The sequence below is a fragment of the Kitasatospora sp. NPDC056327 genome (assembly GCF_042261735.1).
Classification (GTDB): Bacteria; Actinomycetota; Actinomycetes; order Streptomycetales; family Streptomycetaceae; genus Kitasatospora.
Map to the genome: position 1 here is coordinate 1 of NZ_JBHJRC010000014.1, position 13,394 is coordinate 13,394.

14 protein-coding genes and 1 riboswitch are annotated in these 13,394 nt (G+C 76.1%); of the genes, 6 read left to right on the top strand and 8 right to left on the bottom strand.

What is annotated here, in order from left to right:
- Window positions 1–79: 79 nt before the first annotated feature.
- From ACFCX4_RS03800 to ACFCX4_RS03810, 3 genes are all read right to left on the bottom strand, one after another.
- Window positions 80–472: a DUF3040 domain-containing protein gene (locus tag ACFCX4_RS03800; protein WP_376138653.1), complete on the bottom strand. Its 393-nt coding sequence runs from the start codon at window positions 470–472 to the stop codon at window positions 80–82.
- 408 nt (window positions 473–880) lie between these two features.
- On the bottom strand, window positions 881–1,633 hold the full coding sequence (locus ACFCX4_RS03805; RefSeq protein WP_376138655.1) for a methyltransferase domain-containing protein: 753 nt from the start codon (window positions 1,631–1,633) through the stop codon (window positions 881–883).
- Window positions 1,634–1,754: 121 nt separating this feature from the next.
- Window positions 1,755–2,363, bottom strand: a complete 609-nt coding sequence (locus tag ACFCX4_RS03810; protein ID WP_376138657.1) for an SAV_6107 family HEPN domain-containing protein — start codon at window positions 2,361–2,363, stop codon at window positions 1,755–1,757.
- Between the two features lie 512 nt (window positions 2,364–2,875).
- Here ACFCX4_RS03810 and ACFCX4_RS03815 point away from each other — a divergent pair.
- Both ACFCX4_RS03815 and ACFCX4_RS03820 read left to right on the top strand, forming a co-directional pair.
- A complete protein-coding gene (locus tag ACFCX4_RS03815) occupies window positions 2,876–3,517 on the top strand; it encodes a DUF4126 domain-containing protein (RefSeq protein ID WP_376138658.1) in 642 nt (213 codons plus the stop codon).
- Between the two features lie 10 nt (window positions 3,518–3,527).
- A complete protein-coding gene (locus tag ACFCX4_RS03820) occupies window positions 3,528–5,036 on the top strand; it encodes a phytoene desaturase family protein (protein WP_376138659.1) in 1,509 nt (502 codons plus the stop codon).
- A gap of 28 nt (window positions 5,037–5,064) precedes the next feature.
- Here the strand turns inward: ACFCX4_RS03820 and ACFCX4_RS03825 are convergent, their stop codons facing one another.
- Window positions 5,065–6,036: a hypothetical protein gene (locus ACFCX4_RS03825; RefSeq protein WP_376138661.1), complete on the bottom strand. Its 972-nt coding sequence runs from the start codon at window positions 6,034–6,036 to the stop codon at window positions 5,065–5,067.
- Window positions 6,037–6,179: 143 nt separating this feature from the next.
- Window positions 6,180–7,094 (bottom strand): methylenetetrahydrofolate reductase [NAD(P)H], encoded by a 915-nt coding sequence (gene metF / locus ACFCX4_RS03830; RefSeq protein ID WP_376138662.1) that lies wholly within the window; start codon window positions 7,092–7,094, stop codon window positions 6,180–6,182.
- Window positions 7,095–7,314: 220 nt separating this feature from the next.
- Between metF and ACFCX4_RS03835 the strand changes: the two genes are divergently transcribed.
- Window positions 7,315–8,421 carry a polyprenyl synthetase family protein gene (locus ACFCX4_RS03835; RefSeq protein ID WP_376138663.1) on the top strand — a complete coding sequence of 369 codons (1,107 nt, stop codon included), beginning with the start codon at window positions 7,315–7,317 and terminating at the stop codon, window positions 8,419–8,421.
- Window positions 8,422–8,483: 62 nt separating this feature from the next.
- Here ACFCX4_RS03835 and thiE read toward each other — a convergent pair whose 3' ends face one another.
- The 3 genes from thiE to ACFCX4_RS03850 form a co-directional block, all read right to left on the bottom strand.
- A complete protein-coding gene (gene thiE, locus ACFCX4_RS03840) occupies window positions 8,484–9,128 on the bottom strand; it encodes a thiamine phosphate synthase (protein ID WP_376138664.1) in 645 nt (214 codons plus the stop codon).
- Entirely contained in the window at window positions 9,125–9,490 is a 366-nt protein-coding gene (locus tag ACFCX4_RS03845) for an Rv2175c family DNA-binding protein (protein WP_376138665.1), read from the bottom strand. The genes thiE and ACFCX4_RS03845 overlap by 4 nt, the downstream gene beginning before the upstream one ends.
- Before the next feature lie 113 nt (window positions 9,491–9,603).
- Window positions 9,604–10,833 (bottom strand): NAD(P)/FAD-dependent oxidoreductase, encoded by a 1,230-nt coding sequence (locus ACFCX4_RS03850; protein ID WP_376138666.1) that lies wholly within the window; start codon window positions 10,831–10,833, stop codon window positions 9,604–9,606.
- A gap of 181 nt (window positions 10,834–11,014) precedes the next feature.
- Window positions 11,015–11,127, top strand: a riboswitch (TPP riboswitch).
- On the opposite strand from ACFCX4_RS03850, the gene thiO reads away from it, so the two are divergent.
- From thiO to ACFCX4_RS03865, 3 genes are all read left to right on the top strand, one after another.
- A complete protein-coding gene (thiO, locus tag ACFCX4_RS03855) occupies window positions 11,121–12,284 on the top strand; it encodes a glycine oxidase ThiO (RefSeq protein ID WP_376138668.1) in 1,164 nt (387 codons plus the stop codon). (Overlaps the previous riboswitch by 7 nt.)
- Window positions 12,281–12,502 carry a sulfur carrier protein ThiS gene (thiS, locus tag ACFCX4_RS03860; protein ID WP_376138670.1) on the top strand — a complete coding sequence of 74 codons (222 nt, stop codon included), beginning with the start codon at window positions 12,281–12,283 and terminating at the stop codon, window positions 12,500–12,502. Before thiO ends, thiS begins: the two co-directional genes overlap by 4 nt.
- 3 nt (window positions 12,503–12,505) lie before the next feature.
- The gene (locus ACFCX4_RS03865; RefSeq protein ID WP_376138672.1) at window positions 12,506–13,321 is read left to right on the top strand and encodes a thiazole synthase; all 816 of its coding nucleotides are present in this window, start codon (window positions 12,506–12,508) and stop codon (window positions 13,319–13,321) included.
- The last annotated feature ends 73 nt before the right edge of the window (window positions 13,322–13,394 follow it).

Below are 13,394 nucleotides of genomic sequence, written 5' to 3' on the forward strand. Positions count from 1 at the left end.
CCCCGGGGGCTCCATTTTGCCGACCCCCCCCCCCCGCCGCGTGCCCGTCCGGCCGGTCCGTCCCGGGGAACCCCGGGTCTCAGAACCCGCCGGTCTGCTCGTCGCGCCGGCGCTGCCAGCGCTGCTCGACCCGGTCCATCATCCCGGCCTTGCGGCGGGGGGCGGCGGTGGCCGGTCCGGCGCCCTGCGTCTGGCCGGACGGCCCGCGGCGCCAGCCCGTCACGGCGAAGACCGCGCACCCGAGCATCACCAGGAAGCCGACCACACTGACCCAGATCTGGTCGGGGACGACCATGCCGCCCATCAGCAGGCCGATACCGATCACGAAGCCGCCGACGGCCAGGTAGACCCGCCGACGGGTGTAGGTGCGCAGACCGGTTCCCTCAAGCGCCGACGCGAATTTGGGATCTTCGGCATACAGCGCTCGCTCCATCTGGTCGAGCAGTCGCTGCTCGTGCTCCGAGAGCGGCACGGAGTCCTCCTACTCGTCGGTCGCGGGTGCGACCGGTCCGCCGCCCCGGTCGGGGTGGCAAGTCCAAATCAGCCTTGGGAACACGCGGTCGGACGCCTGTGCGGGGGCCCGGGCCCGTGTCGTCCATATGCCCCGAGCATCCGGCGGTCATGCTTTCCGGCTTTACCCAGATCATACGGTCCACGGGCCCTTCGCGGAGTGGTCGACCACGCGTGGGCCCGGCCACTTCGGCGGCTGCGCGCCGCACCATGCCCAACGCCGCACGGACCGGACAAGTGCCCGAAGCGTGGGAATCGGCCCGGACCTGGGGAGATCCCGGGAAGAGGGCCGGGGAACGGAAGGGGGCGTACCGACGGTCCGACGGCGAACGGGAGGAAATCCGTCGGCGAACGGTGGTGGGCCGTCCGGTCAGGCCAGGGTGGCCAGCAGGTGGAGCTGGGTCGCCACGGCGTGGAACGCCGGCTGCCCGGCCGCGGCCTCCTCCAGCTTGAGCAGCGCCTCCAGCGCACCCGGCTCGGTGTCCACCAGGACGCCCGGCACCAGGTCGGCGAAGACCCGCACGCCGTGCACCGACTCCACCCGCAGCCCGGCCCCGGCCGCCAGCCGGTCCAGCTCCTCGCCGGTGAAGCGGCGCGGCATCGGGTCGCTCGAACCCCAGCGGCCGTCGGTGGCGCCGAGCGCCGCGCGGGCGTCGTCGAAGTGGCCGCCGAGCGCCCGGGCGAGCACGGCGCCGTTGCGGTTGGCCGCCAGCAGGCTCACGAAGCCGCCCCGGCGCAGGGTGCCGGCCAGGCTGCCGAGCGCCTCGGCCGGGTCGTCCACGACCTCCAGCACGCCGTGGCAGAGCACCGCGTCGACGGTGCCGGGCGCGACCAGCTCGGGGAGCGTCTGGGTGTCGCCCTGCACGGCGCGGACCAGTGCGGTCACGCCCGCCTCGGCGGCCCGCCGCTCCAGCGCGAACAGCGCGTCCGGGCTCGGGTCGACCACGGTGACGCGGTGGCCCAGCCGGGCCACCGGCACGGCGAAGTTGCCGGTGCCGCCGCCGGTGTCGACCACGTCGAGCACCGGCTGGTCCAGCTCGGCCACCCGCTTCTCCAGGGCGGCGCGCACCACCTCCCAGACCACGGCGGTACGCAGGGCGCTGCGGGGACGCGTCGGGTACAAGGCGAGGCTCCTTGGCACGTGCAGTGTCGATCAGGTTGCCTCCACCTTAGGCCCTCCCTGCCCCGCGGCCCCGTCCGCACCCGGGGCCGGGCCTACCCCCGGGCGCCCCGCCCCGCCCGCGTCAGCCCGCCTCCCTCACCTCCCCGTTCGCGGCGGGCCCCGGGCCCGGTCCGTCCTCCCCGGGGCCGTCCAGGGGCAGCCGCGGGGCGGGCGGGGCCGCGTGCAGACCGAGCAGCCGCTCGACCAGGCGCAGGAACAGCGCCGAGTTGCGGATCAGGTCGTCGGCGTCACGGGCCGAGGCCGAGCCCCGGATACCCGCCTCGGCGGCCGCCCGGCGGCGCGCCCCGGCCGCGAAGTACGGCGCCCACTCGGCGAGTTCGGGTGCCACCTCGGGCAGCACCTCCCAGGCGCTGCGGATCGCCCGGCGCCGGCGTTCGCTCTTCTCCGGGCGCCCGCGCACGGCGAGCACGGCGGCGACGGTGCGCAGCGCCGCGAGGTGCGCGGCGGCGTACCGCTCCAGCGGGTCCTCCAGGGCACGGGCCCGGTCGAGGGTGCGGTGGGCCTCGGCGAGCAGGTCGAGGGCGGCGGGCGGGGCGGCGGTGCGGCGGGGCACCGGATGGACGTCGGCACCGGCGGACGGCCCGTGGGCGGCGGGACGCGGCGCGCCCCCCGGTCGGTAGGCGGCGGAGTGGAGGCGGGCGGTGACGGGCTCAGGGTGGCTGATGGTCATGGTCTCCCCCGTTCCGAGGCAGCGCACGGGCCGGGTGGTCCGCGCCCCTCCATGGTGAACGGCACCACTGACAATCGGGCTCCCGCGCCGTCACCGCCGGTCACCGGAGCGCCGTCCCCCACGAACGGCGCTTCGGGACCCGGCGGTCCCCCCGGAGGCCCCGGCCCCCCCCGGCCGTGCTCCGCCGCCCCGTGCCGGCGGTGCGCGGCCCCCGGCCGGATCCGGTGCGGACGGCCCCCTCGGCGGTTGCGCCGGCCCCCGTGACCGGCGGACGCCGACCGCCCGCTCCCTCGGGGCGGGGCGCCCGACGCGCCGCCGTCCCGGTGCCACCACTCTGGCGTCCGCGCAGGTCGGAGACCATCCGCGCGGATACTCAACCGGTGTCCTGAGTATCCGTACTCAGACGACCGGGGCGGGAACCGCGGGCCTCGCCGGCGGCGTCGTCCGGGTACCGTACGGACGGGCCGGGGCCGACCCCCGGCGGCACCACGGACAGGAACGGACGGACACCGATGACCATCGTCCCGCTGATCTTCACCAGCGGACTGGCGAGCGGGATCAACGCCTACGCGGTGGTGCTGCTGCTCGGTCTGCTGGGCCGGTTCGCCGGGGCCGAATCGGTGCCCGGGGCCCTGGAGCGCACCGACGTGCTGATCGCGGCCGGGGTGCTGTTCCTGCTGGAGGCGGTGGCCGACAAGATCCCGTACGTCGACAGCGTCTGGGACGCCGTCCACACGGTGATCCGGCCGGTCGCGGGCGCCACCGTCGGCGCGCTGATCGCCTCGACCGACCCGGGCTCGCTGGGCGAGGTCGCGGCGGGAGCGATGGGCGGCACGACGGCCCTGGTCAGCCATCTGGTGAAGGCGTCGCTGCGGATGGCGGTCAACACCTCGCCCGAGCCGGCCAGCAACATCGCGGTCTCGCTGGCCGAGGACGTCTCGGTGGCCGGCCTGGTCACGCTGGCGATCTTCCACCCCTGGCTGGCCGCCTCGATCGCCGCCGTCCTGCTGCTGGCCGGCATCCTGCTGGTCCGGTTCGCGGTCAACCGCATCCGCGCCTTCCGCGCCCGCCGCCGCGAACGCCGCGCCGCCCGGGCGGGGAGCACGGCCGCCCCCGGCCGCCCGGTGGCGGAGGGGACCGCGCCGCGGATCTAGGATCGAGGTCATGGCACGGATCGTCATCATCGGCGCAGGTATGAGCGGGCTCGCGGCGGCTTCCCGGCTGGCGACCCTCGGGCACGAGGTGACGGTCTGCGAGGCGCGCGGCACCCACGGCGGCATGGTCGGCCGGTACGAGCGCGACGGCTTCGCCTTCGACACCGGCCCCGGTCTGCTCACGCTGCCCGCCGTCTACCGCGACCTCGCGCTGAAGACCGGGCGCGAGCCGCTGGAGCAGCTGGTCGAGCTGGGCCCGGTCGACCCGGAGAGCCGGCACCTGTTCCCGGACGGAACGTCCGTCGCCCTGCCCAACGCCTCCCGGGGCGGTGTGGTCCAGGCCCTGGACGGGGCCTTCGGGCCGGGCGCCGGCGAGCGGTGGGCCACGGTGCTGGGCCACGGCCGCACGGTCTGGGAGGGCACCCGGCGGCCGCTGCTGGAGGAGCCGCTGCCCGACCGGCCGCGGGAGCTGTACACCGACCCGTACCCGGTGCCCGGCGCGGCTCCCCGGCGCGGACTGTTCGGGCGTCTGCGCCCCCCGCAGCAGTGGACGCTCGCCGACGTCGCCGCGGAACAGCTCGGCGGGCACCCCGGGCTGACCGCCCTGCTGCACGAGCACGCGCTGCGGGCCGGTCTCGACCCGCGCTCCGCACCCGCCGGGGCCACCGTGCTGCCGTACATGGAGCAGTCCTTCGGCGTCTGGTACGTGCGCGGCGGCCTGCGCGCCCTGGCGGACGCGGTGTACCGCCGCTGCGAGCAGCGCGGGGTGGAGTTCCGCTTCCAGACGCCGGTCGCCCGGGTGATCGTCCAGGACGGCCGGGCGTGCGGCGTGCAGACCAAGGGCGACCGGATCGACGCGGACCTGGTGGTCTCCTCGATCGACGCCCGGGTGCTGCACACCCAGTGGATGGGCCCGGCCGAGTCCTCGGACGACTGGCCCGCCTCCGCCTCCCGGCTGCACGGCGTGCCGGGGCGGGTGAGCGTGCTGCTCGCGCTGCGCGGCGCCCGTCCCGAGGGCACGGCGCACCGCACGGTGGTGCACGCCGGTGACCCGGCCGCCGAGCTGGCCGGCGTCTTCGACCCGGGGGTGCCGCTGTCCGACCGGCCGACCGTGCAGGTGCTGCGGCCGGACGACCCGTCCCTGCACCCGGCGGGGCACGAGGCGGTGGTGCTGACCGCGACGACGCCGTCGCTGGACCTCGACTGGGGTGCGCCCGGTGTGGCGGACGCCTTCGCGGACCGGATGCTCGACCACGTCGACGCGGCCGGGCTGGGTCTGCGCGAGCGGCTGCTCTGGCGGGTGGTGCGCACCCCCGAGCACACCGAGCGGGACGCCGGTTCCTTCTTCGGCTCCGTCCCGCCGCCGGCGCTGGCCGGTGCGGGCGGCGACCTGCTCCAGGCGCCGAACGAGGACTACCCCGGTCTCTACCTCACGGGGGGTGCCGCCCACCCCGGGGGCGGGCTGGCCCGGGTCGGCATGTCGGCCTGCATCGTCGCCAACCTCATCGGCCCCGCCTGACCGCGCGCCCACGGGCGGGCGCGCGGGGTCAGCCCTGCTGCTGTTGCTGCCAGGTGGGCTGCTGCTGGTAGCCGTACTGGTCGTACTGCGGCTGCTGGGGGATGCCGTGGGAGTGCTGCTGCTGGTGCTCCTGCGGCTGGGCCTGGGGCTGCTGGGCGGCCTGCCACTGGTGCTGCTGCTCGTAGCCGTACTGGCCGGGCTGCTGGTGCTCCTGCGGCTGGGCCTGCTGGTATCCGCCGTAGGGGTCCGTCTGCTGCTGGTAGCCGCCGTACGGGTCGTGCTGCTGGTAGCCGCCTCCGTAGCCCTGGTCGTAGCCGAAGGCCGGCTGCTGCTGGGCGGGCTGCCACTGCTCCTGCGCCTGGTGCTGGTGCTGCTGCTCGTAGCCGAACTGGCCGGGCTGGCCGGGCTGCTGCTGGTGCTGCTGCGCCGGGTCGTAGCCGCCCTGGTAGGCCTCCGCGTAGGCGTCCTGCTGCGGGACCGCCCGGAGCACCTCGGTCTGCTGCTGCTCGTAGTACGCCGACGCGTACACCCCGTCGGTGGCGAGCTCCTGCATCTCGAACGCGGCGGTGCGCTCGACGGCCGGCTCCTCCTCGGCCGCCGGGGCGGGCGCCGCCGGGGCGGCCTCGACCGCGCCGACCTCGCCGACCCGCTCCACCGCGACGGCCGCGGCCACCGCGCCGCCACCGGTGAGCGCGCCGAGCAGCGGCACCCGGGCGAGCGGCCCGGGCAGGCTCCCGTCCGCGGCGCGCAGCGACCAGCCGCCGGAGAACCCGCGCTTGACGGAGAGCGTGACGAAGGTCTGGCCGACCGCGAACATCGCGGCACCCGCGCCGATCACCGGGACGGACCCGGCCGCCATGCCGGCGGCCACCGCGAGGAAGCCGGCCAGCGCGAGGGCGCGCCAGTGCACCGGGGCCCGGTTCTGGAACAGCAGCTCGGCGACCAGCCAGAGCGCCACCACCGCCAACGCGGCGTACAGCAGCAGGTATCCGATGCCCATCCCGCCCGCTACCTCCAGTCGCGTGCCCGCGCTCGCCGCGCGTGTGCGGCGACTGTACCGGTTCAACGGCCCGGGTACCGCATCGCGTTCCCGCCCGCCGTCCCGTCCTCCGGGGCGGCCCCGGCGGACGGGACGCGCGCAGCTCAGCGCCGGTGCAGACCGAGGTTCTGGTAGATCTCCAGGGTCGCCGTCGAGTGGTTCAGCGTGATGAAGTGCAGCCCGGGGACGCCCTCCGCCAGCAGCCGCTCGGACATCGCGGTGGCGTGCTCCATGCCGACCGCGCGCAGCGCCGCCGGGTCGTCGATCACCGCGCGCAGCCGGGCCTCCAGGTCCGGCGGGAAGGCCGAGCCGCTCAGCTGCGGGAAGCGCTCCAGCTGCTTGGCGTTGGTGACCGGCATGATCTCCGGGATGATCGGCACCTCGCAGCCGGCGGCCGTCACCCGGTCCCGCAGCCGCAGGTAGTCGTCGACCTCGAAGAACATCTGGGTGATCGCGTAGTCGGCGCCGGAGCGGATCTTCGCGACGAAGTGCCGGATGTCCTCGTCCCAGCCGGTCGAGCGCGGGTGCATGTTGGGCGAGGCCGCCACACCGACGCAGAAGTCGCCGATGCCCTTGATCAGCTCGACCAGCTCGTAGGCGTAGGTGACGCCCTGCGGGTGGCTGATCCAGTCGCCCAGCGGGTCGCCGGGCGGGTCGCCGCGCACCGCGAGGACGTTCCGCACGCCCTGGTCGGCGTACTGGCCGATGATGTTGCGCAGTTCGGCGATCGAGTGGTCGACCGCGGTCAGGTGGGCGACCGGGGTGAGCGTGGTCTCGGTGGCGATCCGCCCGACCATGTTCACCGTGCGCTCCCGGGAGGAGCCGCCGGCGCCGTACGTCATGCAGACGAAGTTGGGGTCGAGCGGTTCGAGGCGCCGGATGGCGTCCCAGAGCCGCTGCTCTCCGGTCTCGTTGCGCGGCGGCATGAACTCGAAGGAGAAGGAGCGCTTTCCGGCCGCCAGGAGTTCGCGGACGGTCTGAGCGCGGTCCGGTCTGGTCGAAGCGATACCGAGTGCCATGATGGCAGGTTAGCCGTCGGCGGAAGGGCGCGGACAACTCGGTCCCAGCTGTTGAGACGGCGGTCGGACGTCCGGTGGACACCGGGTGGACGGCGCCGGCGACCCGGTGCGGCCGGTCCGCGAACAGCGGCCCCTCGGGCCCCGCACGGCCCGAGCGTACGGCTGTTCCCCTCCGCCCCGGATACCCTTGCTGCACCCCAGCTACCTCCGGAGCCCCATCGTGACCTCGTCCAGCCAGCGGCCGGCCAACCCCATTGACGTGGAGGACGTGCGCGAGCGCGTCAACGCCGCCCTCGCCGGGTTCATGGACGGCCAGGCGGCCCTGCTCGGCAAGGTCTCCCCGCAGCTGGAGCCGGTCACCGAGGCGCTGCGGGACTTCCTGCTGGACGGCGGCAAGCGGCTGCGTCCGGCGTTCTGCTACTGGGGCTGGCGCGGCGCGGGCGGACCGGCGGCCGGCGAGGGGATCGCCCGGGCGGCGGCGGCGCTGGAGCTGCTCCAGGCCAGCGCGCTCGTCCACGACGACCTCATGGACCGCAGCGACACCCGCCGCGGCCTGCCGTCCGTGCACCGCCGCTTCGAGGGGCTGCACCGCGAGCGGGGCTGGCGCGGCGACCGCGAGCAGTACGGCGCCTCGGCGGCGGTGCTGCTCGGCGACCTGCTGCTGATCTGGTGCGACGAGCTGTTCCTGAACTCCGGCCTGGACCCGGCCGCGGTGCTGGCCGCCAAGCCGGTGTTCGACCTGATGCGCACCGAGGTCATGGTCGGCCAGTACCTGGACGTGCTGGAGCCGGTCGCCGGGGACTCCGCCGACGGCGGCGCGCTGGAGCGCGCGCAGACCGTGCTGCACTACAAGTCGGCCAAGTACACGATCGAACGGCCGCTCCAGGTCGGCGCGCTGCTGGCGGGGGCGCCGGAGCGGCTGGTGGAGGCGTACGGCGCGTTCGGCCTGCCGCTCGGCGAGGCGTTCCAGCTGCGGGACGACCTGCTCGGCGTCTTCGGCGACCCGGCGGTCACCGGCAAGCCGGCCGGCGACGACCTGCGCGAGGGCAAGCGGACGCTGCTGGTCGCGCACGCCATGCGGGGCCTGTCGGCCGCCGACGCCCGGCACCTGGACGAGCGGCTGGGCGCGCCGGACCTGACCACCGGGGACGTCTGCGCGCTGCGCGACCTGGTGGCCCGCTCCGGCGCCCCGGAGCGGGTGGAGCAGCGGATCGAGCAGCTGCTGCGGCAGGCGCTGGGCGCGCTGGAGGAGGCCCCGCTGGCGGACGACGGGGCCCGCTCGACGCTGCTGGCGCTGGCCGGGGCCGCCACCGCCCGCAAGTACTGAGCCGCCCGGGCACCGGGCCCGTCCCCGGGCGGCGCGGCCCCGGCGCCGCGGGGCGCCGGGCGTCAGAGCGCGCGCAGCCGCCGGGCGAACCCGGCGGCCGCGGCCCCCGGGTCCTGCGCGCCGGTGATGGCCCGGACGACCACGACCCTGCGGGCGCCGGCCGCCAGCACCTCGTCCAGATTGCCGAGGTCGATGCCGCCGATGGCGAACCACGGCCGCCCGGTGCCCAGCTTCGCCGCGTACTCGACCAGGCCGAGGCCCGGCGCGTGACGGCCCGGCTTGGTCGGGGTCGGCCAGACCGGCCCGGTGCAGAAGTAGTCGACGCCGGGCTCGACGGCCGCCGCGTCCACCTCCCGCTCGGCGTGGCAGGAGCGCCCGATCAGCACGTCCTCGCCGATGATCGCGCGGGCCGCCGGCACCGGCAGGTCGTCCTGGCCGAGGTGCAGCACGTCCGGTCCGGCCGCGTGCGCGACGTCGGCCCGGTCGTTGACGGCGAGCAGCCTGCCGTGCCGGCGGCACGCGTCGGCGAAGACCTCCAGCGCCGCCAGCTCCTGCCGGGCCTCCAGGCCCTTGTCGCGGAGCTGGACGACGTCCACGCCGCCGGCCAGCACGGCGTCCAGGAACTCCGCGAGGTCGCCCTGCTCGCGCCGGGCGTCGGTGCACAGGTACAGCCGGGCGTCGGCGAGCCGGCCCCGGAGGTCGGTCACAGCGCCATCGCCTGGGCGCGGCGCTTGACCTCGGTGGCCCGGTTCTCCCGGAGCGCCTGGACCGGCGTGCCGGGCAGCGACGGGTCCTCGGTGAACATCCACTCCAGGATCTCGTCGTCGTCGAACCCGCTGTCGCGCAGCACCGTCAGGGTGCCGACCAGGTGCTTGACCGGGCCGGTCTCGTCGATGAACGCGGCCGGGACCTGCAGCGACCTGTTGGGGCCGCGGCGGACGGCGATCAGGTCACCCTTCTTGACCATGTCGCGGACCTCGGTGACGACCAGGCCCCACTTCTCGGAGATGTCGGGGAGGTACAGCCACGCGGGGACCAGGGCTTCAATCTTGGCTTCGTTCTCACTCACGGCACCAGACTGCCACCTCGGCGCCCCACCGCGCACACCCCCGGCACCGCGTCCGGGGCCCGCCGGGGCACCGGGGGCCCCGGGAACGCCGCGGCGGCCTCCGGCGGCGCCCGTCAGCCGGCCGCGAGCGCCGACTTCAGCGGGACCTCCGGGTCGGCGGCGCGGACCGGGTCCAGGACGGCGCCGCGCTCGATCAGCCGCCGCCCCTGGGTGAGGTCGCGCGGCCGGTCCACCGCGAGCAGTGCGCGCAGGGCGCCGTCGCGCAGCCAGAGCACCGTCCAGCCGGCGCCGTCCGGCGAACCGCGCCACAGCAGCCCGTCCTCCCCCGTGTGCCGTCCGGCGTACTGCACCATGCGTCCGAACTGCTCGGACCAGAAGTACTGCACCGGGTCGTACGGCGGGGCGTCCGTGCCGAGCAGGGTGGCCGCGGCCGCCCCGCCGGACTGCAGCGCGTGGTCCCAGTGCTGGACGGTGAGCCGCACGCCGGAGCGCGCCGAGGGGTAGCCGACGCAGTCGCCGGCCGCGAGGACGCCGGGCACCGTGGTGCGCAGCCGCTCGTCCACCAGGACGGCGCCGGCCGCGTCCAGGGCGACCCCGGTGCCGGCCAGCCAGCCGGTCGCCGGGCGGGCCCCGATGCCGACCACGACCTCGTCGGCGGGCAGGTGCGAGCCGTCCGCGAGCAGCACCGCGCCCGCCTCGACGGCGGCGACGCCGGTGCCGCAGCGCAGGTCGACCCCGGCGGCGGCGTACCAGGCGGCCATCGCCCGGCCGACCTCGGTGGGCAGCGCGCCGGGCACGGGCGCCGGACCGGCCTCCACGACGGTCACCTCGCAGCCGGCCGCCCGGGCGGCGGTGGCCACCTCGGCGCCGATCCAGCCCGCGCCGACCAGGACCAGCCGCAGGCCGGGGCGGAGCAGGGCGCGCAGGGCGAGCGCGTCGTCCAGGGTGTGCAGCAGGTGGGCGCGCTCGGCGCCGGGCAGGGCCCGCGGTTCGGCGCCGGTGGCGATCACCAGGGCGTCGTAGGGCTCGTCCCCGGCGTCGGTGTGCAGGGTGCCCGCGCCGCCCGGGCCGCCGGGGGTGAGGCCGGTGGCGCGGCGGCCGGTGAGCAGTTCGACTCCGAGCCCCCCGAGGTCGAGGTCGAGGGCGGTGCTGTCGGTCCTGCCGAGCAGCACGTCCTTGGAGAGCGGCGGCCGGTCGTACGGCGGGTACGGCTCCGCGCCGACCAGCGTGATCCGCCCCTGCCAGCCGTCGCGCCGCAGCACCGCGGCGCACTGCGCCCCGGCCAGCCCGGCCCCGACCACGACCACCCGATCCGTTCGTCCCGTCCCGCTCAGCTCAGCCACGCCCGTCACTGTACTGAGCCCGGGTCCCGGGTCCCGGGTCCGAGCTCCCCGGTCCGGGGTCGTAGGCCCGGGGTCGCAGGTCCGGGGTCGCAGGTCCGGGGTCGCAGGTCCGGGGACCCGGGGACCGGCGGGAGTGGGCCACGGGCACCTTCAGGGGCCGCGGCACCCGGAGTTAAGGTGGGGGCACCATCACGGGAGCCCGGCGTACCGGGCTGAGAGGCGGGCTGTCACGGCCTGCGACCGTCCGAACCTGATCCGGGTCATACCGGCGAAGGGAGAGAGCGACCTTGACACGCTTGGCACCGGGCGACCACGCCGATGTGCTGGTCGTCGGCGGTGGGATCATCGGACTCGTCGTCGCCTGGCGGACGGCCCAGCGGGGACTGCGGGTCACCCTGGCCGACCCGGACCCCGGCGGCGGCGCGGCCCGGGTGGCGGCGGGCATGCTCGCCCCGGTCACCGAACTCCAGTACGGCGAGGAGCCCCTGCTCCGCCTCGGGATGGCCTCCAACGAGCGGTACGCGGCCTTCGCCGCCGAGCTCACCGGCGCGAGCGGCGGCCAGGACACCGGCTACCGGCAGTGCGGCACCCTCGCCGTCGCCCTCGACTCCGACGACCGCGAGGAACTGCGCGAACTCCACGCCTTCCACCGCCGGCTCGGCCTCGACTCCCAGTGGCTGACCGGCCGCGAGGCCCGCCGGCTGGAGCCGATGCTCGCCCCGGGCGTGCGCGGCGGCCTGCACGTCACCGACGACCACCAGGTGGACGGCCGCCGGCTGGCCACCGCCCTGGTCCGCGCCTGCGAGCGGGCCGGCGTGGTGCTGCTGCGCACCGCGGCCGCCGCCCTGCTGACCGGGGACGACCGCGCGACCGGCGCCCGGCTCGCCGACGGCACCGGGGTCACCGCCGACCGGGTCGTGCTGGCGGCCGGCTCGCGCAGCCACCTGCTGCCCGGCCTGCCCCCGGGCGTGCTGCCCGCGATCCGCCCGGTCAAGGGCCAGGTCCTGCGGCTGCGGGTGCCCGAGGCGTACCGGCCGTTCCTCTCCCGCAACGTGCGCGCCGTCGTGCGCGGCGCCCACCTCTACCTGGTGCCGCGCGAGAACGGCGAGGTGGTGATCGGCGCGACCACCGAGGAGCAGGGCCACGACACCACGGTCACCGCCGGCGGCGTCTACGAGCTGCTGCGCGACGCGCACGAGCTGGTCCCCGGCATCACCGAGCTGCCGCTGGTGGAGACCGGCGCCGGCCTGCGCCCCGGTTCGCCGGACAACGCGCCGCTGCTCGGCCCGACCGCGCTGCCCGGTCTGGTCGCCGCCACCGGCCACTACCGCAACGGCGTCCTGCTGACGCCCGTCACCGGCGACCTGCTGGCCGAGTACCTGGTCACCGGCACCCTGCCGGAACTCGCCCGCCCGTTCTCCCCCACCCGATTCACGAAGGTCCCGGCATGAGCCCCCGCACCAGCGACATCCCCCTGAGCGTCAACGGCGAGCCCCGCGAGGTGCCCGCCTCGACCACCCTCGCCGAGGTGGTCGCCACCCTCAGCCAGGCGCACTCCGGCGTCGCCGCCGCCCTGAACGAGGCCGTGGTGCCCCGCACCGAGTGGCCGCGCACCCCGCTGGCCGCGGGCGACCGGATCGAGATCCTCACCGCCGTCCAGGGGGGCTGACCGATGACCGGCACCCACCCCGACGACAAGGACGTCCTCACCATCGCCGGGACGGCCTTCTCCTCCCGGCTGATCATGGGCACCGGCGGCGCCCCCAGCCTGGAGGTCCTGGAGCAGGCGCTCCGGGTCTCCGGCACCGAGCTGACCACCGTGGCGATGCGCCGGGTCAACGCCGCCACCCAGGGTTCGGTGCTCGACGTCCTGACCCGCAACGGCATCCGGGTACTGCCCAACACGGCCGGCTGCTTCACCGCCGGGGAGGCCGTGCTCACCGCCCGGCTGGCCCGCGAGGCGCTCGGCACCGACTGGGTGAAGCTGGAGGTGATCGCCGACGAGCGGACCCTCCTGCCGGACCCGATCGAGCTGCTGGACGCCGCCGAGACCCTGGTCGACGACGGCTTCACGGTGCTGCCCTACACCAACGACGACCCGGTGCTGGCCCGCAAGCTGGAGGACGTCGGCTGCGCGGCGATCATGCCGCTGGGCTCGCCGATCGGCTCCGGGCTGGGCATCCGCAACCCGCACAACTTCCAGCTGATCGTGGAGGGCGCCGGAGTCCCGGTGGTCCTGGACGCCGGCGCCGGCACCGCCTCGGACGTCGCGCTGGCGATGGAGCTGGGCTGCGCCGCGGTGATGCTGGCCTCCGCGGTCACCCGGGCCCAGGACCCGGTACTGATGGCCGAGGCCATGCGGCACGCGGCCGAGGCCGGCCGGCTGGCCCACCGGGCGGGCCGGATCCCGCGCCGCTTCCACGCCGAGGCCTCGTCCGCGATGGCCGGCCGCGCCGAGCTCGACACCCGGGAGCACCCCGCCTTCTGAGCCCGGCCGGATCGCCGGCCCGGTGTCACGAACCGGGAACGGAGCGGCCCCGGGAGCGGTGCCTCCCGGGGCC

Coding starts and splice junctions, on each gene's coding strand:
- ACFCX4_RS03810 (WP_376138657.1), bottom strand. CDS start 2,363: ATGACCATCAGCCACCCTGAGCCCGTCACCGCCCGCCTCCACTCCGCC.
- ACFCX4_RS03815 (WP_376138658.1), top strand. CDS start 2,876: ATGACCATCGTCCCGCTGATCTTCACCAGCGGACTGGCGAGCGGGATC.
- ACFCX4_RS03820 (WP_376138659.1), top strand. CDS start 3,528: ATGGCACGGATCGTCATCATCGGCGCAGGTATGAGCGGGCTCGCGGCG.
- ACFCX4_RS03825 (WP_376138661.1), bottom strand. CDS start 6,036: ATGGGCATCGGATACCTGCTGCTGTACGCCGCGTTGGCGGTGGTGGCG.
- metF (WP_376138662.1), bottom strand. CDS start 7,094: ATGGCACTCGGTATCGCTTCGACCAGACCGGACCGCGCTCAGACCGTC.
- thiS (WP_376138670.1), top strand. CDS start 12,281: ATGAGCCCCCGCACCAGCGACATCCCCCTGAGCGTCAACGGCGAGCCC.
- ACFCX4_RS03865 (WP_376138672.1), top strand. CDS start 12,506: ATGACCGGCACCCACCCCGACGACAAGGACGTCCTCACCATCGCCGGG.